Here is an 18,827-nt window from a genome sequence, read left to right as displayed (position 1 = left end):
TGCGGGAATGACGAAGCACGGCGGTGGTGACTGCCGCCACGCACCCCGCCCTTCCCAGCCCGGCCGTGCGCAACCCAGCCGTGCCAAAGGCCAATGGCCGAGCTTGCGAAACGGCTGACGAGTGTCGAGACTCCTCGCATGAGCCGCGCCCTCCGCCTGCTCTGCCTCCTGGCCCTGTGGCTCGCCGCGCCCTGGACCACGGCGCAAGGCGTTGCCCGGCCGGCGGTCGTGGTGCTGCAGGTCGATGGCGCGATCGGCCCCGCGAGCGCCGACTACCTGCGCCGCGGCCTGGCGCTGGCGCAGAAGCAGCAGGCGCAGCTGCTGGTGCTGGAGATCGACACGCCGGGCGGCCTCGACGGCTCGATGCGCATGATGATCAAGGACATCCTGTCCTCGCCGCTACCGGTGGCGACCTTCGTCGCTCCCGGCGGCGCGCGGGCGGCGAGCGCCGGCACCTTCATCCTGTACGCCAGCCACGTCGCCGCCATGACGCCGGCCAGCACGCTGGGCGCGGCCACGCCGGTGGCCATCGGCATGCCGGGCGGTCCGCCGCCGAACAATCCCGCGCCGAAGGCGGGCCAGCCCGCCTCCGGCACCAGCGCGCCCGCCCCGGCCGACACCGGCGACGCGCTCGCGGCCAAGCGCATCGCCGACGCCGCCGCCTACATCCGCAGCCTGGCGCAGCTGCGCGGGCGCAACGCCGAATGGGGCGAGAAGGCGGTGCGCGAGGCCGTCAGCCTGTCCGCGCCGGAGGCGCTGCAGCTCAAGGTGGTGGACGTGGTCGCCGCCGACCTGCCCGAGCTGCTGCAGAAACTCGAAGGCCGCGAGCTGCGCATGGGCGCCACGCTGCGGCGCCTGCACACCCGCGACGCGCCGGTGGTGGTTTTCGACGAGGACTGGCGCAGCCGGCTGCTGACGGTGATCACCAACCCCAGCCTGGCGCTGCTGCTGATGATGATCGGCGTGTACGGCCTGATCTTCGAATTCAGCAGCCCCGGCATGGTGGCGCCGGGCGTGGTCGGCGCCATCTGCCTGGTGCTGGCGCTGTTCGCGCTGCAGATGCTGCCGGTCAACTACGCGGGGCTGGCGCTCATCCTGCTGGGCATCGCCTTCCTGGTCGCCGAAGCCTTCCTGCCCAGCTTCGGCGTGCTGGGCCTGGGCGGGGTCGTGGCCTTCGCGTTCGGCTGCGTGATGCTGATCGACAGCGACTCGCCGGGCTGGGGCATCCCGCTGCCGCTGGTGGGCGGGCTGGCGCTGGTGACGGCCGCCTTCGTCCTGCTGGTCGCCGGCATGGCCGCCAGGGCCCGGCGCCGCCCGGTCGTGACCGGCGCGCAGACGCTGGTGGGCGTCGCCGGCGAGCTGGTGGAGTTCGCGGACGGCCGGGGCTGGGCGCTGGTGCAGGGCGAGCACTGGAAGGTGCGCGGGCCGGCGCAGTTGCGGGCGGGCGACCGGGTGCGGGTGAGCAGCCTGCAGGACGGCGTGCTGGACGTGGTGGCGGCCTGAAGCGGCGCCGTGCCGCGACAAGGGCGAAGGAGAACGAGATGATTGCTGGCGGCATCGGCCTGGGCTTCGTGGTGCTCCTGGTCGTGGTGTTCCTGGCCACCGCGCTGCGCGTCCTGCGCGAGTACCAGCGCGGCGTGGTGTTCCAGCTGGGGCGTTTCTGGAAGGTGAAGGGCCCAGGGCTGGTGATCCTGATCCCGGGCATCCAGCAACTCGTGCGGGTCGACCTGCGCGTGGTGGTGATGGACATCCCCAGCCAGGACGTGATCACGCGCGACAACGTGTCGGTCAAGGTGAGCGCGGTGCTGTACTTCCGGGTGGTCGATCCGGCCCGGGCCATCATCCAGGTGGAGCGCTTCCTCGAGGCCACCAGCCAGCTCGCGCAGACCACGCTGCGGGCCGTGCTGGGCAAGCACGAACTGGACGACCTGCTGTCCGAGCGCGAGCGCCTCAACCTCGACATCCAGAAGATCCTGGACGCCCAGACCGACACCTGGGGCATCAAGGTCACCAACGTGGAGATCAAGCACGTGGACCTGAACGACACCATGGTGCGCGCCATCGCGCGGCAGGCCGAGGCCGAACGCGAGCGGCGCGCCAAGGTGATCCACGCCGAAGGCGAGCTGCAGGCGTCGCACAAGCTGGCCGAAGCCGCCGAGGTGCTGGCGCGCCAGCCCCAGGCGCTGCAGCTGCGCTACCTCGAGACGTTGACGGTGATCGCCGCCGACAAGAACTCGACCATCGTGTTCCCGCTCCCGTTGGAGCTGATCGGGCCGCTGGTGCGCAAGCTGACGGGCGCACCGGAAGCCTGAGCCGGCGCCGCGGCGGCCGATGCGGATGCTCCGGCTGCCAGGGCGGGTGGCCGGTCACGCCGGGTCCGCCCGGGGCACCGCCAAGCCCCCTTTCCAACTCGACACCAGATGACCTCGCAAGCGCCGTGGCGGCTCAGCCGCTGCCCGGAGGCACGCCGGCCAGATGGGACAATCCCGCGCATGACCACCCGAGAATTCGCCCCCGGACTCGTCATCCGGGGTTTCACGCCGCCGCTGAGGCTGTCCGACTACAAGCTCGCCGCCTTCGACATGGACTCCACGCTGATCAACCTCGAGTGCGTGGACGAGATCGCCGATGCCGTCGGCCTCAAGGAGGAAGTGGCGGCCATCACCGAGGCTGCGATGCGCGGCGAGATCGCCGACTACAAGGAGAGCCTGCGCCGGCGCGTGGCGCTGCTGCGGGGCGTGACCATCGCCGACATGGAGCTGATCTACACCGGCCGGCTGCAGCTCAATCCCGGTGCCGAGCGGCTGGTCAAGGCCTGCCAGGCCGCCGGCATGAAGACGCTGCTGGTGTCGGGCGGCTTCACCTTCTTCACCGACCGCATCCGCGACCGGCTGGGCATCGACTTCACCCGCTCCAACGTGCTGGAGGTCGAGTCCGGCCCCAACTGCGGCCAGCTCACCGGCCGCATGGTCGACCAGCCCTGGGGCGACATCTGCGACGGCGCCGAGAAGCGCCGGATGCTGCTGGAGACCTGCGAGCAGCTGGGCATCTCGCCGCGGCAGGCGATCGCCGTGGGCGACGGCGCCAACGACCTGCCGATGATGGGCGAAGCCGGGCTGTCGGTGGCCTACCACGCCAAGCCCCGGGTGCGCGAGCAGGCGATGGTGCAGATCAACGAGGGCGGACTGGACCGGCTGCTGGAGCTGTTCGACTGACCGGCGGGCGCGGCACGCGCCCTTGCCGCTCGCGGCGCTTCGCTACGCCGCCGCTTCCGCCGCCTGTGCCTGCAGCGGCAGCCGCACGGTGAACGTGGTGCCCACGCCCAGCTCGCTCGCCACCTCGATGCGGCCGCCGTGCGTTTCCGTGGCGTTGCGCGCGATCGCCAGGCCGAGCCCGGTGCCCTGGATCGCCCCGACGTTGCTGGCCCGGTGGAACGAGCCGAACAGGTGCTGGATTTCCTGCGGCGGGATGCCGATGCCGCGGTCGCTCACCTCGAACACCATCTCGCCGCCTTCGCACCGCACCGCCAGGCCGATGTCCCCGCCGTGCGGCGAGTACTTGAGGGCGTTCGACAGCAGGTTGAGCAGGATGTGCCGCAGCAGCCGGCCATCGGCCAGGGCGCGTCCCACGTCCTCGCCGCAGCGCACCTCGATGCGGCTGGCGGCGTCCGGCTGCTGGATCCTGGCTTCCTCCGCCCACTGGCGGCACAGGGCGGCCAGATCCACTTCCCCCGGGTTGAAGGCGAGCAGGCCGGCGTCGGCGCGCGCCAGCACGCCCACCCGGTCGAGCAGGCGCGACATGCGCTGCGAGGCGGCGCCGATCGCGTCCAGCGCCTGCAGCCGCTGCACAGGCGACAGGGCCTCGCCGCCCTCGCGCAGGTCCTGCGCGGCGGCCCGGATGGCCGCCAGCGGCGTGCGGAACTCGCGGCTGGCCAGCGCGACCACGCGGGCCCGCAGTTCGTTCAGGGCCTGCTGCTGCTCGAGCGCGCTGCGCATCTCGGCTTCCGCGGCCTTGCGGCCGGTGATGTCCAGGAAGGTCCAGATCACGCCGGCATCGGGGTCGTGCGGCCGGATGCAGCTGCCGCCCATCTGCACCCACAGCAGCTCGCCGTTGCGGCGCCGCACCTGGTGCTCGCACATGTAGGCATTGGTGGCGATCAGCGTGTCGCGGGACTCCTCGCCGAACTGCTCCCAGCGGCTCTCGTCGGCGTGCAGGTACACCGACGACTGGCCGATCAGCACCTGCCGCGGGTACCCCATCATGCGGGCGAACTTCTCGTTCACCCATTCGTGCCGGCGGTTGACCGACAGCACGATGCCGACCACGGCGTTGTTCAGGATCGCCTCGCGCTCGGACATGGTCACGCGCAGCTGCTGCTCGAGCTGCTTGCGCTGGCTGATGTCCATGATGACCCAGACCGTGCCGCCGCTCAGGTCGCGGCCGTTCACCGCCTTGCCCGACAGCTGGATCCAGATGCGCGTGCCGTCGTAGCGCTGCACCTGCAGCTCGCGCTCGAACGCCTCGCCGCGCGCCACCGCGTCGGCCACGTCGCCGCCCACCTGCAGGTACTGCTCGCGCGACAGGTAGAACGGCTCCATCGAGGTCACCGCCTGCCGGCCGGCGCCGAAGATGGCGAGCATGGCCTTGTTGGCCCACTTCATCCGGCCGTCGGCGGTCAGGAAGACGATGCCGACGATGGAGTTCTCCAGCACGATCTCGCGCTCCAGCAGCACCTCCTTGACGCGCGCCTCGGACTGCCGCAGCGCCTCCACCATCGCATGCTCGGCCGCGATGCGCGCCTGCGCCAGCTCCTTGAAGCGCCGCGCGACGTTGATGCGGTCGCCCAGCGCGAACGACAGCAGCACCATCTCCAGCGCCGAGCCGATCAGCAGCGAATGGGCGGTCCAGGCGTTCGACGGCAGCCAGCCGGTGTCGTGCAGGCCGAGCGTGCCCGCGCCCAGCAGCAGCAGCGCCCAGGCGGTGAAAAACCAGCGGGCGCCGGCGTACTGGCGGCGGATGCTGATGACCCCGACCACCGCCATCGTGACCACGCTGACCACCGCCAGCACGATGACCATGCGCGCCGCCACGGCGTAGGGCAAGGCCAGCGCCGCCAGCAGCGCCGCGCCCCAGCCCGCCATCTGCGCCAGCAGCAGGCGGTCCAGCCGCGGCAGCCGCGCCGCGCTCGACAGGAAGTCGCGCGCGAACATCAGCCCGAACACCGACGACGCCGACAGGCCCACCAGCACCGACACGTCGTTCCACCAGCCGGCCCGCGGCCACAGGTACTGCGCCGCCAGGCCGCTGAGCGCCGCCTGGCTCAGGCCCATGGCCGCCACGAAGGCCACGTAGTACAGGTAGCCGGGTTCGCGCACCGAGACGAACAGCAGCAGGTTGTACAGCAGCAGGCCCAGCAGCAGGCCGAAGTAGAGGCTGAGCAAGGCGTAGCCGGCCTGGTCGCTGCTGGCCAGCGCGGCCGGCTGCCACAGGCGCACCGGCGCCACCACCGAGCCTTCCGACTGCACCCGCAGGTACACCGTGGCCGGGGTGCCCGGCAGCAGCCGGATCGGCACGACATGGTTGCGGTGGGCCACCGCCCGCTCGGCAAAGGGCACCCGGTCACCGCCGAGGTGGTGCTCGTAGCCGAAGGCCTGGTCGGGCGACCAGACGTCGATGCGGTCCAGCGGCGGGTAGCCCACTTCCAGCAGCCACTCGCCCGGGCCGCCGGCCGGCACGTCCAGCTCCGCCTTGAGCCAGTAGGCAGAACGGGTCAGGCCGAAGTTGGGGCCGACGCCGCTCGCCGGCAGCGGCTGCCAGCGCTGCGGTGCGGCGAGCACGTCGGCGAAGCCGAGCGCGCCGGACGGGTCTTCCAGGTACTGGAGGCTGCTGGAGAGTTCATGCGGGCCGGGCGCATCCAGCCGCACGACCCCGGCACGCACGGGCTGCAGTGCCAGCCACAGCAGGCAGGCCAGTATCAGGGCCAGGCGCCAGGCGTGCCCTGCCCGACCGGCCGCAACGGCCGGCAATGGGGCTCGACGGCAATCCGGCAAGGAACCTGCGCGCATGGCCGAGCCACTATATCAACCCATCTGTGGCGCCCGCCGGGCGGCGGACGGATGGCACGAGCCGCGCCGCCAGCGGCGGCTCAGGCGGCGCCGGCGCGGGCCAGCCTGTGCACGCGGTGCAACAGGAACAGCACGATGGCCAGGTTCAGCGCATTCCAGCCGATGCCGTTGAGGAAGGCGGCGCGGTACGAACCGGTCAGGTCGAACACTGCGCCGGACAGCCAGCCGCCGAGCGCCATGCCGAACAGCGTGGCCATCAGCACCGTGCCGACCCGCGCCCCGGCCTGCGCCGGCGAGAAGTGCTGGCGCACGATCAGCGCGTAGGCGGGCACGATGCCGCCCTGGAACAGCCCGAACATCGCCGACACCAGGTACAGCGAGACCAGGCCGTCGAACGGCAGGAACATCAGCAGGGCGATGCCCTGCAGCACCGAGCCGAGCAGCAGCGTGCGCAGCCCGCCGATGCGGTCGGAGATCCAGCCCGACACCAGCCGGCTGATCACGCCCATGCCCAGCATCACCGCCAGCATCTCGGCGCCGCGCGCGGCACCGAAGCCGAGGTCGGTGCAGTAGGCGACGATGTGCACCTGCGGCATCGACATGGCCACGCAGCAGGCCACGCCGGCCACGCACAGCAGCGCCTGCGCCGTTGCCGGACGCAGCCCCATCGGGCGGTCGGTACCGGCCGCCTGCGCCGCCGCCGCCTCCGGCGAGGCTGCGGGCGCCGTCGCCAGCAGCGGCGGCCGGGGTCGCAGGAACAGCGCCAGCGGCACGATGCTGAGCAGGCAGAACACGCCGATGCCGATGTAGGTCTGGCGCCACCCCACGACTTCGATGAAGTGCTGCATGACCGGCGGCCAGATGGCGCCGGCCACGTAGTTGCCGCTCATGCAGATGGCCAGCGCCGTGCCGCGCCGGCGGTCGAACCACTGTGACGTATCCGACACCAGGGGTGCGAAAGTCGCCGAGGTGCCGAGCAGCCCGATCAGCAAGCCCTGGGCAAGGCCGAAGGTCCACATGCCGGGCGCCAGGCCGGCCGCGATGAAGCCGCCGCCCAGGGACACCCCGCCCAGCGCCACCGGCACCATGACCCCGAAGCGGTCGGCCAGGCGGCCCATGAGCACGCCGCCCACGCCGAAGCCGATCATGGTCAGCGTGTAGGGCAGCGAAGCGGCGCCCCGGTCGATGCGGAAGTCGGCCTGGATCGCCGGCAGCACCACCGACACCGAGTACATGCCGGAGCCGCCGATGGTCATCAGCAGCAGGCAGACGACCAGGCGCCGCCAGGCGTACGGCGACTCGATGGCATGGCGGGCGGAAACGGCAGGCGAGCCGAGCGTGGCGGACCGGAGCATGGGGTGAATTGGAACACTGGCGCCGCCGGGTCCGCAGCCGGTGCACGCCTAGGCAATTCGCCACGGTGGCGCCGCGCGCGGGTTTTGCTATCGTCTGCTGATCAGCAAGGAGTAGGAAACCGCCATGAAGCAACTGCGCGCCATCGCCACGGCGCTCGCCCTCGCCGCCCCGCTCGCCCATGCCGCCCCCATCGTCGTCGGCCAGGTGGCCGCGATGACGGGCTTGGAGGCCAGCCAGGGCCGTGCCTATGCCGCCGGCATGCAGCTCGTGTTCGCCAGCGTCAACGCAGCGGGTGGCGTCAATGGCCACACCTTCAACCTGGTGCGCAAGGACGACGGCGGCCGGGCCGAAGACACGGTGCCGGTCACGCGCCAGTTGCTGGCCGACGACAAGCCGATGGTGCTGGCCGGCTACATCGGGAGCCGCAACGTCGGCGAGCTGCTGGAGTCGGGCGTGCTGGAAAAGGAGCGCATCGCCCTGGTCGGCTACCGCACGGCCGAGATCCGGCCCGACAAGCCCTGGGTCTACAGCGTGCGCGCCGGGCTGCGCGACGAGCTGAACAAGCTGACCGAGCACCTGGCCACCATCGGCATCACACGGCTGGGCCTGTTCTATGAAGACGGGCCCGGTGCCCCGGCACTGATCGCGGCGGCCGACGAGTCGGCGGGCAGGGCCAAGGCGCAGATCACCACGCGCGGCTCCTACCCCGCCGGCGGCGCCTCCGTGACCAAGGCGGTGGACCTGTTCGTCAAGCAGCAGCCGCAGGCCATCCTGATGGTGTCCAGCGGCGCCGCCGCCGCCGCCTTCATCGAGCAGTTCCGCGGCAACGGCGGCACCGCCCAGTTGTTTGCGCACTCCGGCGCCGACATCGAGCAGATGTCCAAGCGCCTGGGCGAGGAGCAGATGCAGGGGGTGGCCATCGCGCAGGTCACGCCCAGCCCGTACAAGATCACCAACCGCCTGGCCAAGGAATTCACCGACCAGGTCGCCCGCACGCCCAACCTCGAGGTGCCGGTGAGCTACGCCATGATGGAGGGCTTCATCACCGCCAAGGTGATCGTCGAGGCCGTGCGGCGCCAGGGCGCACGCCCGTCGCGCGAGGGCATGGCCGGCGCGCTCGACGCCATGGAGCGGGTCGACCTCGGCGGCTACCTGATCGGCTTCAAGCCGGGCATGCGCACCGGCTCGCGCTTCGTCGAACTGTCCATCATCAGCGGCAGCGGCCGGATCCGGCAGTAGCGCGCCGCCGGGCCGGCGACCGGGCCGCCGTCGGAAGCCGACTACAAGGGGGCGTGCCCGGGGACGACCGGGCCGGCGCCCCTGGCGGCCTAAGGTGGAGCCAGCCCCCACCCCGCCATGCAGCAGACCGCCCCGCGCCACTTCTCCATGCTGCGAGGCTTCCACCTCGCGGATTTCTTCACCCTCGGCAACGCGGCCTGCGGCGTCGGCGCAGTCTTCCTGGCGATGCTGTACCTGGCCAGCGGCGACATTTCGCACTTCCTGGCCTCGGCCGCGCTGGCGCCGGCCGCCTTCGCCTTCGACGTGCTGGACGGACGCATCGCGCGGGCGCGCCACGAGCACTCGCCGCTCGGGCGCGAGCTCGATTCGCTGTCGGACGTGATCTCCTTCGGCGTGGCGCCGGCGGCGCTGGGCTTTGCGGCCGGCCTGCAGGGCGGGTGGGACGCCGCGGCGCTGATCTACTTCGTCTGCTGCGGCGTCAGCCGGCTGGCCCGCTACAACGTCACGGCCGAGGCGCTGGCCGAAGCGGGCGGAAAGGTCAGGTATTTCGAAGGCACGCCCATTCCCACCAGCGTGCTGTTGACCGGGATGCTGGCCTGGGCCGCCTGGCAAGACCGGCTGGGCGACGCGCTGTGGGGCGGCGCGCTGGAGCTGGGCCCCTGGGTGCTGCACCCGCTGGCGCTGCTGTTCGTGCTGTCGGGCACCCTGATGGTCAGCAAGACCCTGCGCATCCCCAAGCTGTGAGGCCCCTCAGGGTGCCGGCGGGCGCCGGCGGTTCTTCTGCAGGATGGCCAGCACGATCAGGCCGTAGGCGACCACCCGCAGCAGGTAGAACAGGGGCTCCAGCTCGCTGGCGGCGAACAGCAGCGCCAGCGCCACCCGGTTGACAGCCTCGAGCCAGAACGACAGGGCGAACCACAGGAAGAAGTTGTCGCGGGTGCTGCGCCAGTAACGGAAGAAGAACAGCCCCACCACGGTCGACCCCATGGCAATCGCGCCCATCATCATCTGGTCCATGCGCTACTCCTCCTCCCACACCATGCCGAACAGCAGCAGCAGCACCGCGCCGAGTGCGGCCCACAGCCGCCAGCTGCTCAGGTCGATTTCCGTCGGGTAGATCACCTTGTCGGCCACCAGCATGAAGTTGTTCAGCGTCATGCCGGCGAAGCACAGCGCCGCCCAGAACAGCAGCCGGTGGCCGCCGCCGCGCCACGCGCGCCACAGCAGCACGAAGCAGGTCAGGCTGGTCAGCGCGCAGAGCGCGTACACGATGGCGGCCATTTCAGGCGTCCTTTCTCCAGCGGAATGCGTCCGCGAACTGCCGGGCTTTCTTGTCCACGCTGGAATGGATCAGGTCGCTGACCCCCACGAGATCGGCCGCGTACTGCACGGCGAGCCGGTCGAGCATTACGCGCAACTCGTCGGCCGCCGGGTGGTACCGCCAGGCACCGGCCTGCCCCGGGGCCGCCACGCCGGCACTGGCCAGTTGCTGGAGCAGCTCGTCGGCGCGCTGCTCGGGCAGGTACAGGCGGCGCGCGACGTCGGAGGACGACCAGTCGCGCGCAGGATCGGCCCGCAGCAACAGCATCGCCTCCAGGTAGGGCACCGAGGGGATGCTGGTGAGGATGAAGCGCCGCAGGTCCGCGGGCAGCTCGGGCCGGTTCACGGCGCCGTGGGATGGGAACGCAAGGACATGGAGCGGCGGACTCTACCAATTAAGGCTGCGCTTGTGGACTCATCCATGGAATCCGTGCCGTGGCGACCCTGACGCTGCCGGCAGCCCGGCTGTTTCTCGCCTTGTGGCCGGACGATGGCATCCGGCGCCGGCTGCAGCGGCACCAGCAGGGCTGGACGTGGCCCGCGGGTGCGGCGCCAGTGCGCGCGGACCAGCTGCACCTCACCCTGCACTTCCTGGGCAACGTGCCGCTGCAGCGGCTGGACGAGTTCGCCGATGTCCTCGCGGTCGAGGCGCAGCCGGTGGCTTTGGACCTGCAGGAGGGACGGCCGACCGTGTGGCCCGGCGGCATCGCCGTGCTGGAGTTCACGCCGACGCCGGCGCTGCTGCACCTGCATGGCCTGCTCGCCGCATCCCTCGCCACCCTGGGCTGGCCGGCGCAGGCGCTGCGCTGGCGTCCGCACGTGACGCTGGCGCGCAAGGCCGCCGGCGCGCACCGACCCGCCGCTCCGGTCGAGCCGGCGCAGTGGAAAGCCGGGACCGGCTATGCACTGGTGCGCAGCATCCCGGCGCAGGGCTATCGCCTGCTTCGCAGCTACGGCCGGGCCAGCAGCTGAGGCGGGCATGGCCCGTTCGGACTACCGGCAGCGTCCGTAGCGGGGAGCGCATGGGAAGAACGCGCACAACGCGCGCTGCGCCCGGAACAATGGGACGGAACTGCGTCCGCCCCTCATGCAAGACCGCCTCTCATGGGCCCAAGCCGCCTGCGCACGCGTGATGAGACCGCTGGTGCGGCTCGCGCTCGGCATGGGCCTGAAGCATCCGCACCTCGAGACCCTGCTGCGCGAGCTGCTGCTGGATGAAGCGACGCGGCTGTGGCAGCAGCAGGGCGTCGCGTCGCCCAACATCAGCCAGCTGGCGGTGACCACCGGCCTCAATCGCAAGGACGTGACGGCCCGGGTGCGCCGGCCCACCGATCCCCTGCCCCACACGGAGCTGTCGGCGGCCGCCAAGACCTTCACCCGCTGGCTGCAACTGGCCGGCCAGGACCCGGCGCTGCAGCGGCTGCCGATCGCCGGCAGCGACGAGGGCGGCCTGTCCTTCGAAGAGGTGGCGCGCGAGGCCAGCCGCGGCGACGTGCACCACCGGGCGGTGCTCGACGAGCTGATGCGCCTGGGCATGGTGATCAAGGCGAGCCCGAGCCATGTCGAACTGGCGGCGGAGGGCTTCGTTCCGACCGCGGACCTGCAGGCGACCCTGGCCTTCCTCGGCGACAACCTGCGCGACCACGCTGCCGCCGCGGTCTCCAACGCGATGGGTGAAGCGCCCCTGCTGCTGGAGCGCGCCGTGTTCGCCGAAGGCCTGAGCGAGGCCGATTGCGAGGCCGTGCACCAGTGGATGCGCCAGCGCTGGGCCGGCCTGCACCGCGAACTGGTCAGCCAGTTGAGCGAAGCCATCACGCGCAGCGGCGCGCAGGGCTCGCAGCGATTGCGGGTGGGGGTCTATTTCTATTACGGCGAACGGGAGGCGCCCGGCGAATGAGGCGCTGCGGCCGGGCCCTGTTCGCGCTGCTGGTCGCCGCCGGGCTGGGGCTGGCGGCATGCGGTGGCGGCAGCGGGTTCGGCATCGGCGGCGCGGGCGGGTTCATGGAGGGCGCCGGGGCAGCCGGGTCCCCCGGCGCCGGCGACGCCGGCACCGGCGGCACCGGCGTGGCCGGCATCGGCTCCGGTGGCACCGGCATCTCGGGTGACGGCGGCGTGGGTTCGGGCGGGACCGGGGCGGTGGCCGGCGGCGGCATCGGCGCGGTGGATGGCTTCGGCAGCATCATCGTCAACGGCACCCGGTTCGATACCGACCATGCCCAGCTGCAGCTGGACGACAGCGCGACGCTGCGGCTGGGCATGACCGTGCGGGTCACGGGCACGCTCAGCGCCGACCTCGCCGAAGGCACCGCCGCGCTGGTGCGCTCCGCCGCCGACCTGCGCGGCACGGTGGCCTCGGTCGATGCGGTGGCCGGCACCTTCACCCTGCTCTCGCAGGCGGTGGCCACGGATGCCTCGACCGTCCTTGCCGGTGGGCTCGGCTCGATCGCCGACCTGCGCGCCGGCGATGCGGTCCAGGTGCATGGCCTGCCCGGCACCGACGCCCAGCTGCGCGCCACCCGGGTCGAGCGCCTCGGCCCCGGCGCCACACCGGTGCTGTCGGGCACCGTCCGCCAGCTGGATGCGGCCGGGCAGACGTTCCGCATCGGCGGCGCCCGGGTGAGCTATGCCGGGGCCGCCCTGACCGGCGCCTGGCCGCCCTCCGGGCTGGCCGAAGGGCAACTGGTGCGGGTGCGCGGAACCAGCGCGGGCGACCCGCTGGTGGCCAGTTCCATCGAGCCGTGGCATGCCGTCGCGCTGGCCGATGGCAGCCGCTTCTCGCTGGGCGGGTTGGTCACGCAGGCCGACGGGCTGGCGCAGCTGCGGGTCGATGGGCTGGCGGTGGATGCCTCGCAGGCCCAGGTGAGCGGCGGGCCGGCGCGCGACGTGGTGGCCGGGGCACGGGTCGAAGTCGCCGGCACCCTGCGCGACGGCGTGCTGCTCGCCAGCCGCCTCAGGCTGCGCCACGGCCCCGGTGCCACGCCCGAGTCGAACTTCAGCGCCTCCGGCCCGATCGGCGCGGCCCGCTCGCCGGCCGACTTCCGCATCCAGGGCCAGGCGATCGATGCCAGCGGGCCCGGCGTGGTGTTCGTCAACGGCAGCGCGGCCGACATCGCCAACGGCCGGCGCACCCGCGTCACGGGCTCGCGCGTGGTCGACGACGTGCTGGTCGCCGAGCGGGTCGAGTTCCTCTGACCGGCGACGCCGCGCCACGAGCGCGGTGGATGCTCAGCTGTCCTCGCCGGGCCGGGTCGGCTCGAAGTCGGGCTGCTGGCCAGGCGCATCGCCCTGCAGGGCGGCATCGCGGATCGCGAACAGGGCCTGCAGGTCTTCCGACAGGTCGTCGTGCCCCGGGTCGCTCGCCACGGCAGCAGCGGCGCCGGCCGCGGCCGCAGAACCCATCGCCGGTCCGGCTGCACGCGGCTCGGCCATGGCGGGCATCTCACCGGCGCTGCTGGAGGTGATGCCCGCGAACTGCCAGGAAATGCTGAGCAGCCACTCCCAGGCGCGCGGATCGAACTTCTCGATCTCGGCCATGAAGCTGGACTGGAAGGCCGGGATGTAGCGCAGCAGGTTGCCCTGCCCCTGCTTGACCACCAGTTGCACGTGCAGGCCGTTCTTGTTCCTGCGCGACACCACCGGGAGCATGCGCACTTCCAGCCAGTCGGACGGCACCGCATGGTGGCGCATGGACTCGCGCAGCGTGACCTGGACCAGCTCGCGCCGCACCGCGGTGCGGGCGGCGGCGGCATCTTCCGGCTCGGCATCGCTGTCCTGGAACTGGGTGCCGGACGGCAGGACCGAGTGCGCGACGCTGCGCTGGTCCGCCTTCAAGAACTTGTCGAACAGCCCCATGCGCGCATTATCACGCGCCGGCCCCGGTTGGCCCATCAGGGCCTTCCTCGACGAATGCGGTCGCCAGCCGCACGCCGGTGGTGAAGCCGCCCGGGCATGGCTCGCAGCGCACCACCACCACCTCGCAGCGCAGCGGGTAGTTGTGGCCGTCCAGCAGGTATTCCACGGTGAGTTCGATGCGGTCCCCCGCCGCATGGGGCTGGCGCGAGGTGAACGACAGGCCGCTCACGCTCATGTCGCGCGTCACCCCGCCCTGGCCCTGGGCCAGCATCAGCGGCAGTTCCATCTCGAACCGCTCGGCGCCGCGCTTTTCCTGCAGCCGGCCCAGCGGCACCACCACCCGGGGTTCGCCCGTTGCCATGTCCTGCTCTCCCTGGCCGCCGCCGCGGCCCAACCATTCGGCCTTCGGCCCCTGCGCCACTGTCAGCCCGTTCCGCCTTCCTGCGGCACGGTGTCGGCGAACAGGGGCTTGGAGAGCCGCACCGCGATGTTCCAGTTCTCGCCGTGGCGCTGCACCCGCACCACCTCGCCCCGGCAGTCGAGGCTGAACTCCTGCCCTTCGGCCCGGTACTGCAGCGTCAGCGACACGGTGGCGCCGAGCGCGGGCGCCGCCGGGCATTCCAGCAGCACGCCGGTGGCGCTGATGTCATGGCTGGCGCATTCCTCGCCTTCCATCGTGATGGGCAACGCCAGCCCGAAACGCTCGGCGGCCCGCTGGCTCTGCTGTCCGTCCTGCATGGTTGTTCTCCCGGGCGCATGCTGCGATGGCCAAGCGTAGGCACGGTCCTTCGGGCCGCCGTGTAGGAGGGCGTCGTAACAAGCTGTCGTCGCGGGCAACGCACTGAAAGTGCGACGGCGCGCCACCGTCCGGCTGCTCGCCCGTGTTCAGGTGCCTTGCGGCGTGCCGTGCGCAGCCGCGTGCGCGCGCGCCCAGCGGACGATCTCGTCGGGGCGAGTCATGGCGCCGGGCTGGCGCGCCACTTCGCGCCCGCCCACATACAGCGACAGTGTCGGGATGCTGCGGATGTTCAGCCGGGCGGCCAGCGCCTGGGCCTGCTCGGTGTCGAGCTTGGCCACCCGGATGTCCGGCTCCAGCAGCCCCGCGGCCTGGTCGTAGGCCGGCGCCATCATCCGGCAGGGCCCGCACCAGGGCGCCCAGAAATCCACCAGCACCGGGATCTGGCTGCGCTGCACCTGCCTTTCGAACCCGGCTTCGTCGAGTTCCACGGGGTGTCCGGTGAACAGCGGCTGCCTGCACTGGCCGCAGTTGGGCGAACGGCCGAGATCACCGGCGCGGACGCGATTGGTGGCCCGGCAGGAAGGGCAGACGACGTGCAGCGGACCGCTCATGCCGCGCACGTGGGGCCGGCCCCGCGCAATGCAAGCCGCCGCCACCGATGGGTCCCGCTGCAGCGGGTCTGCAACGTCAATGGCCCAGTCAGGCCACCCTTCGACACACCTTGCAAACGGAAGGGTTTCGCGAAGGAAGTTCTCCTACACGGACACGCTCCAAACCGGCAAGCGCAGCCATTGCAGGACGCAGAGCATCCGTTTCGACGTGTATCGACCGCGTCAATTCAACGCAACTTGGAGGCTCCAGATGTTCAAGGGATCTAACACAACGAGAGTCGTGGTGACGGCCGCAGTCGCCGCACTCTGGCTCAGCGCCTGCGGTGGCGGTGGCGGCGACGACGTGGCTGCCGCGCCCAATCCGCCGCTCGGCGGTGCACCGGCGCCGGCGCCCGCACCGGCTCCGGCGGCCGCCGTCGGCGTGAACTGGACCGCGCCCGGACCGGTGGACGTCTGGCACTCGCTGTCGTCGAGCGACGACGGCCAGGTCATGGTCGCCGGCCAGGCGCAGGCCGCCGACATCCCGGCCAGCCTGCTGAGCCTGTCCACCGACGGCGGCCAGACCTGGACCAACCCGGCCGGCCTGCCCGGTGCGATCTGGATCGCGTCCGACGTCTCGGGCACCGGCGACCGGATCGTGGCCGTCAACCTGGCAGGCGGCATGTTCATCTCGAACGACCGCGGCGCCACCTTCGCGGCCGTCCCCTTGCCGGCCGGCGTGGTGGCGCCCGCCTTCGAGGGCGTCACCCTGTCGCAGGACGGCACGCGCGTTGCGGCGGTGTCCATGGACGGGCCGGTGCTGGCCGGCACCATCGATGCCGCCGGCGCCGTGACCTGGCTCACGCCGACCGGCCTGCCCGCCGTGGCCACCGGCTGGCGCTCGATCGACAGCTCGAACAACGGCCAGGTGATGGTGGCGGTGGGACAGGACCCGGCGGCCTTCATCTCCACCAACGGCGGCGCCACCTGGGCGGCACTGCCGGTCGCGGTGGGCACGCCGCCGGCGGCCGTGGTCAACCAGAACTGGTACCGGGTGAAGGTGTCCGGCGACGGCAACACCATCGTCATGGCCGCCAACGCCTTCGGCGGCAACTCCGGTGACGGCATCTACGTGTCGAAGGACCAGGGCGCGACGTTCACCCTCGCGCACACCCTGACCGCCGACTACACCGGCATCGCGATGTCGGCCGATGGCGGCGTGATCGCGGTGACCCACTCGAGCAACACCGCGGCCGATGCCGGCGCCGGCCAGATCCTGCTGTCCAGCAACGGAGGCACCACCTTCGCTCCGTTGGCGGTCAGCGTCGGCGGCACGGCGGAGCCGGACGCCTACTGGCGCACCGTCACGATGTCGGCCGACGCCACCCGCCTGGCCGCGGCCAAGGGACGCTTCGACACCAACGTCAGCGGCCCGATCTTCCTGTCCACGGGAAGCCGCCCGTAACAAGCAAGCTGTCACCCTTCAGGGAGGGCTGACCGAGCCGGGCCGCGAGGCCCGGCTTTTTCATGTGCGCCGCGCGATCGGCTGTGGCGTGCCGGTCACTGGAAGATCTTCAACACCTGGTCGATCACGTCCTTGACCAGTTGCCCGACGGGATCCGCCGGCAGCGGCTTCGGCTTGGGCTTGGGCCGCGGGATGTCCCACTCGGCGCCGGCGTCGATCCAGCGCTGGCGCAGCGACTGCTGGAAGAAGTCGCCCACCATCGGCAGCGCGCTGCGCGCCCCGGTGCCCCAGCTCTCGCCCATGGTCACCCGCGCGTCGTTGAAGCCCACCCAGGCGCCCGCCACCAGCTGCGGGTGCATCAGGATGAACCAGGCATCGGTGTTGTCCTGGGTGGTGCCGGTCTTGCCGGCGACGTCGGCCTGGATGCCATAGCGGCTGCGGATGGCGCTGCCGGTGCCCTCGTCCACCACCCCGCGCATGACGTTGACCAGCGTCAGCGCCCGTGCCCGGGGCATGGCCTCCTGCGAGCGCGGCGGCACGAAGGTGTCCAGCACCTTGCCGCTCGAGTCTTCGACGCGCAGCACCAGCAGCGGGTCCATCCAGCGGCCGTTGTTGGCGATCGTCGCGTAGCCCGAGACCATCTCGCGCAGCGTCACCGCGCTGGTGCCCAGCGCCAGCGAAGGCACCGCCTGCAGTTCGCTGTCGCGCACGCCCATCGCCTCGGCCAGCCGCGCGACCTTCTGCGGGCCCACCTGCGCCATCAGCTGGGCGGTGATCGAATTGCGCGATTGCACCAGCCCTTCGCGCAGCGTCCACGGGCGCTGGGTGGGCGGCGTGGCATCGCCCGGCCGCCACACCTCGCCGCCCTCCCCCTGCAGCGCGACCGGCTGGTCCAGCAGCGTGTCGGTGGGCCGCCACCCTTCCATGAAGGCGGCCGCATAGACGAAGGGCTTGAAGGTCGAGCCGGGCTGGCGGCGCGCCCGGTTGACGTGGTCGAACTGGTCGACCGCGAAGTCGCTGCTGCCCACCCAGGCCAGCACATGGCCGTTGCGCGGGTCCATGGCCATGAAGCCGGCCTGCAGCAGCTCGCGCTCCTGCCCGGCCTTGCGCCGGCGGTCGGCCAGCGGCTGCAGCTGCGCGAGCTGGCGCGCCACGGCCTGGTTGGCGGCCTTCTGCAGGCGCGTGTCGAGCGTGCTGCGCACCACCAGCCCGTCCGAATGGATGTCGTAGCCGTTGCGGTCGGCCCAGGCGATCAGCCACTTGCGCACCTGCTGGGCGGCGTGCGGCGCCGGGCCGAGCGGCTCGGGTTGCCGCTCGAAGTCGATGCGCAACGGCCGCTTGGCCAGCTCCTGTGCCCGTTCGGGCGGCAGCTTGCCGTACCGCGCCAGCTGCCCCAGGACCACGTTGCGCCGCGCGCGCGCCCGGTCCGGATTGAGCACCGGGTTGTAGTAGCTGGTGCCCTTGAGCATGCCGATCAGGGTGGCGCTCTCCAGCAGGTCGAGGTCGCGCGCCGACTTGTCGAAATAGGTGCGCGCGGCCATCTCGATGCCGAACGCGTTGTAGAGGAACGGCACCGTGTTGAGGTAGGTCTCGAGGATTTCGTCCTTGCTGTAGACCGCCTCGATCTTCAGGGCCGTGATCGCTTCCTTGACCTTGCGGTGCAGCGTCGGCGCCCGGCCGATCTCCTCCGGGAACAGGTTGCGCGCCAGTTGCTGGGTGATGGTGGAGCCGCCCTGGCGGTCGCCGCGCAGCGTGTGCCACAGCGCGCCGGCCGTGCGGTACAGGTCGATGCCGTGGTGCTGGTGGAAGCGATGGTCCTCGGTGGCGATCAGGGCCTGCACCGCGGCCGGCGCCACCCGCGCCAGCGGCACCCATTCGCGGTGCACGCGCTGGAAACGCGCCAGCACGACGCCATCGGCCGACACCAGCGCCGCCGGGGCATCCACCCGGGCCTTGCGCAGGTTGTCGATGCCGGGCGTGAAGGGCACCAGCAGCAGCACGTACAGCAGCGCCCCGCCGGGCAGCAGCAGCGCCGCCCGCCAGGGATGGCGGCGCGCAGCCTGCGCGCCCCGCCGGAGCCTGTCCGCCGCGGCGGACAGCCATTGCCGCATGGCTGGGTTCATCTTGCGAATCTAGGGCCGGTGGCGCCCCTGGAATGTAGGACCGTGACGCCCCAGCCTGCCGCGCCGGGCGTCATGCGC

Annotated in this window: 19 protein-coding genes; 9 read left to right on the top strand and 10 right to left on the bottom strand. The window is 71.8% G+C overall.

Annotated features, from left to right (window positions below; all coding sequences use genetic code 11):
* Nucleotides 1-138: 138 nt before the first annotated feature.
* The 3 genes from PE066_RS20530 to serB all read left to right on the top strand — a co-directional run bounded on the left by PE066_RS20530 (nt 139) and on the right by serB (nt 3,215).
* The gene (locus PE066_RS20530; RefSeq protein WP_271234372.1) at nt 139-1,503 is read left to right on the top strand and encodes an NfeD family protein; all 1,365 of its coding nucleotides are present in this window, start codon (nt 139-141) and stop codon (nt 1,501-1,503) included.
* Nucleotides 1,504-1,541: 38 nt separating this feature from the next.
* Complete coding sequence (locus tag PE066_RS20525) at nt 1,542-2,312, top strand: slipin family protein (RefSeq protein ID WP_271234371.1); 771 nt, start codon at nt 1,542-1,544, stop codon at nt 2,310-2,312.
* Nucleotides 2,313-2,492: 180 nt separating this feature from the next.
* On the top strand, nt 2,493-3,215 hold the full coding sequence (gene serB, locus PE066_RS20520) for a phosphoserine phosphatase SerB (protein ID WP_271234370.1): 723 nt from the start codon (nt 2,493-2,495) through the stop codon (nt 3,213-3,215).
* 42 nt (nt 3,216-3,257) lie between these two features.
* On the opposite strand, the gene PE066_RS20515 is transcribed toward serB, so the two are convergent.
* Both PE066_RS20515 and PE066_RS20510 read right to left on the bottom strand, forming a co-directional pair.
* Nucleotides 3,258-5,939: a sensor histidine kinase gene (locus PE066_RS20515; RefSeq protein WP_271234369.1), complete on the bottom strand. Its 2,682-nt coding sequence runs from the start codon at nt 5,937-5,939 to the stop codon at nt 3,258-3,260.
* A 206-nt stretch (nt 5,940-6,145) separates the two neighbouring features.
* Nucleotides 6,146-7,420: an MFS transporter gene (locus PE066_RS20510; protein ID WP_271234368.1), complete on the bottom strand. Its 1,275-nt coding sequence runs from the start codon at nt 7,418-7,420 to the stop codon at nt 6,146-6,148.
* Nucleotides 7,421-7,544: 124 nt separating this feature from the next.
* On the opposite strand from PE066_RS20510, the gene PE066_RS20505 reads away from it, so the two are divergent.
* A complete protein-coding gene (locus tag PE066_RS20505) occupies nt 7,545-8,660 on the top strand; it encodes an ABC transporter substrate-binding protein (RefSeq protein WP_271234367.1) in 1,116 nt (371 codons plus the stop codon).
* Nucleotides 8,661-8,777: 117 nt separating this feature from the next.
* The gene (locus PE066_RS20500) at nt 8,778-9,404 is read left to right on the top strand and encodes a CDP-alcohol phosphatidyltransferase family protein (protein ID WP_271234366.1); all 627 of its coding nucleotides are present in this window, start codon (nt 8,778-8,780) and stop codon (nt 9,402-9,404) included.
* A gap of 6 nt (nt 9,405-9,410) precedes the next feature.
* Here the strand turns inward: PE066_RS20500 and PE066_RS20495 are convergent, their stop codons facing one another.
* The 3 genes from PE066_RS20495 to PE066_RS20485 are packed head-to-tail and all read right to left on the bottom strand — an operon-like array spanning nt 9,411 to nt 10,326.
* Complete coding sequence (locus PE066_RS20495; protein ID WP_271234365.1) at nt 9,411-9,677, bottom strand: DUF5985 family protein; 267 nt, start codon at nt 9,675-9,677, stop codon at nt 9,411-9,413.
* Nucleotides 9,678-9,680: 3 nt separating this feature from the next.
* The gene (locus PE066_RS20490; RefSeq protein ID WP_271234364.1) at nt 9,681-9,941 is read right to left on the bottom strand and encodes a DUF5985 family protein; all 261 of its coding nucleotides are present in this window, start codon (nt 9,939-9,941) and stop codon (nt 9,681-9,683) included.
* A gap of 1 nt (nt 9,942) precedes the next feature.
* Nucleotides 9,943-10,326, bottom strand: a complete 384-nt coding sequence (locus tag PE066_RS20485) for a hypothetical protein (protein ID WP_271234363.1) — start codon at nt 10,324-10,326, stop codon at nt 9,943-9,945.
* Between the two features lie 89 nt (nt 10,327-10,415).
* Between PE066_RS20485 and PE066_RS20480 the strand changes: the two genes are divergently transcribed.
* The 3 genes from PE066_RS20480 to PE066_RS20470 all read left to right on the top strand — a co-directional run bounded on the left by PE066_RS20480 (nt 10,416) and on the right by PE066_RS20470 (nt 13,172).
* Nucleotides 10,416-10,952 (top strand): 2'-5' RNA ligase family protein, encoded by a 537-nt coding sequence (locus tag PE066_RS20480; protein ID WP_271234362.1) that lies wholly within the window; start codon nt 10,416-10,418, stop codon nt 10,950-10,952.
* A 160-nt stretch (nt 10,953-11,112) separates the two neighbouring features.
* Nucleotides 11,113-11,877, top strand: coding sequence for a DUF6502 family protein (locus PE066_RS20475; protein WP_271234361.1), 765 nt, complete (start codon nt 11,113-11,115; stop codon nt 11,875-11,877).
* The gene (locus PE066_RS20470) at nt 11,874-13,172 is read left to right on the top strand and encodes a DUF5666 domain-containing protein (protein WP_271234360.1); all 1,299 of its coding nucleotides are present in this window, start codon (nt 11,874-11,876) and stop codon (nt 13,170-13,172) included. Before PE066_RS20475 ends, PE066_RS20470 begins: the two co-directional genes overlap by 4 nt.
* A 33-nt stretch (nt 13,173-13,205) precedes the next feature.
* Here PE066_RS20470 and PE066_RS20465 read toward each other — a convergent pair whose 3' ends face one another.
* The 4 genes from PE066_RS20465 to PE066_RS20450 form a co-directional block, all read right to left on the bottom strand.
* Nucleotides 13,206-13,832: a hypothetical protein gene (locus PE066_RS20465; protein ID WP_271234359.1), complete on the bottom strand. Its 627-nt coding sequence runs from the start codon at nt 13,830-13,832 to the stop codon at nt 13,206-13,208.
* Nucleotides 13,833-13,842: 10 nt separating this feature from the next.
* Nucleotides 13,843-14,193, bottom strand: a complete 351-nt coding sequence (locus tag PE066_RS20460) for a PilZ domain-containing protein (protein WP_271234358.1) — start codon at nt 14,191-14,193, stop codon at nt 13,843-13,845.
* Between the two features lie 62 nt (nt 14,194-14,255).
* The gene (locus PE066_RS20455) at nt 14,256-14,570 is read right to left on the bottom strand and encodes a PilZ domain-containing protein (RefSeq protein ID WP_271234357.1); all 315 of its coding nucleotides are present in this window, start codon (nt 14,568-14,570) and stop codon (nt 14,256-14,258) included.
* A 147-nt stretch (nt 14,571-14,717) separates the two neighbouring features.
* Nucleotides 14,718-15,182, bottom strand: a complete 465-nt coding sequence (locus PE066_RS20450) for a thioredoxin family protein (protein WP_271234356.1) — start codon at nt 15,180-15,182, stop codon at nt 14,718-14,720.
* 283 nt (nt 15,183-15,465) lie between these two features.
* Between PE066_RS20450 and PE066_RS20445 the strand changes: the two genes are divergently transcribed.
* Nucleotides 15,466-16,626 (top strand): sialidase family protein, encoded by a 1,161-nt coding sequence (locus PE066_RS20445; RefSeq protein ID WP_271234355.1) that lies wholly within the window; start codon nt 15,466-15,468, stop codon nt 16,624-16,626.
* Between the two features lie 95 nt (nt 16,627-16,721).
* On the opposite strand, the gene PE066_RS20440 is transcribed toward PE066_RS20445, so the two are convergent.
* Entirely contained in the window at nt 16,722-18,749 is a 2,028-nt protein-coding gene (locus tag PE066_RS20440; protein ID WP_271234354.1) for a penicillin-binding protein 1A, read from the bottom strand.
* Nucleotides 18,750-18,827: the final 78 nt, after the last annotated feature.

The organism is Ramlibacter tataouinensis (genome assembly GCF_027941915.1).
Lineage (GTDB): Bacteria > Pseudomonadota > Gammaproteobacteria > Burkholderiales > Burkholderiaceae_C > Ramlibacter > Ramlibacter tataouinensis_C.
The sequence above is the reverse complement of the archived record's forward strand: the minus strand, read 5'-3'. Positions and strand labels throughout refer to the sequence as shown.

Bases quoted from the DNA above. Each gene is read 5' to 3' on its own strand.
- PE066_RS20530 (WP_271234372.1), top strand. From the start codon at position 139: ATGAGCCGCGCCCTCCGCCTGCTCTGCCTCCTGGCCCTGTGGCTCGCC.
- PE066_RS20525 (WP_271234371.1), top strand. From the start codon at position 1,542: ATGATTGCTGGCGGCATCGGCCTGGGCTTCGTGGTGCTCCTGGTCGTG.
- serB (WP_271234370.1), top strand. From the start codon at position 2,493: ATGACCACCCGAGAATTCGCCCCCGGACTCGTCATCCGGGGTTTCACG.
- PE066_RS20510 (WP_271234368.1), bottom strand. From the start codon at position 7,420: ATGCTCCGGTCCGCCACGCTCGGCTCGCCTGCCGTTTCCGCCCGCCAT.
- PE066_RS20505 (WP_271234367.1), top strand. From the start codon at position 7,545: ATGAAGCAACTGCGCGCCATCGCCACGGCGCTCGCCCTCGCCGCCCCG.
- PE066_RS20500 (WP_271234366.1), top strand. From the start codon at position 8,778: ATGCAGCAGACCGCCCCGCGCCACTTCTCCATGCTGCGAGGCTTCCAC.
- PE066_RS20495 (WP_271234365.1), bottom strand. From the start codon at position 9,677: ATGGACCAGATGATGATGGGCGCGATTGCCATGGGGTCGACCGTGGTG.
- PE066_RS20490 (WP_271234364.1), bottom strand. From the start codon at position 9,941: ATGGCCGCCATCGTGTACGCGCTCTGCGCGCTGACCAGCCTGACCTGC.
- PE066_RS20475 (WP_271234361.1), top strand. From the start codon at position 11,113: ATGAGACCGCTGGTGCGGCTCGCGCTCGGCATGGGCCTGAAGCATCCG.
- PE066_RS20470 (WP_271234360.1), top strand. From the start codon at position 11,874: ATGAGGCGCTGCGGCCGGGCCCTGTTCGCGCTGCTGGTCGCCGCCGGG.
- PE066_RS20465 (WP_271234359.1), bottom strand. From the start codon at position 13,832: ATGGGGCTGTTCGACAAGTTCTTGAAGGCGGACCAGCGCAGCGTCGCG.
- PE066_RS20460 (WP_271234358.1), bottom strand. From the start codon at position 14,193: ATGGCAACGGGCGAACCCCGGGTGGTGGTGCCGCTGGGCCGGCTGCAG.
- PE066_RS20455 (WP_271234357.1), bottom strand. From the start codon at position 14,570: ATGCAGGACGGACAGCAGAGCCAGCGGGCCGCCGAGCGTTTCGGGCTG.
- PE066_RS20450 (WP_271234356.1), bottom strand. From the start codon at position 15,182: ATGAGCGGTCCGCTGCACGTCGTCTGCCCTTCCTGCCGGGCCACCAAT.
- PE066_RS20440 (WP_271234354.1), bottom strand. From the start codon at position 18,749: ATGAACCCAGCCATGCGGCAATGGCTGTCCGCCGCGGCGGACAGGCTC.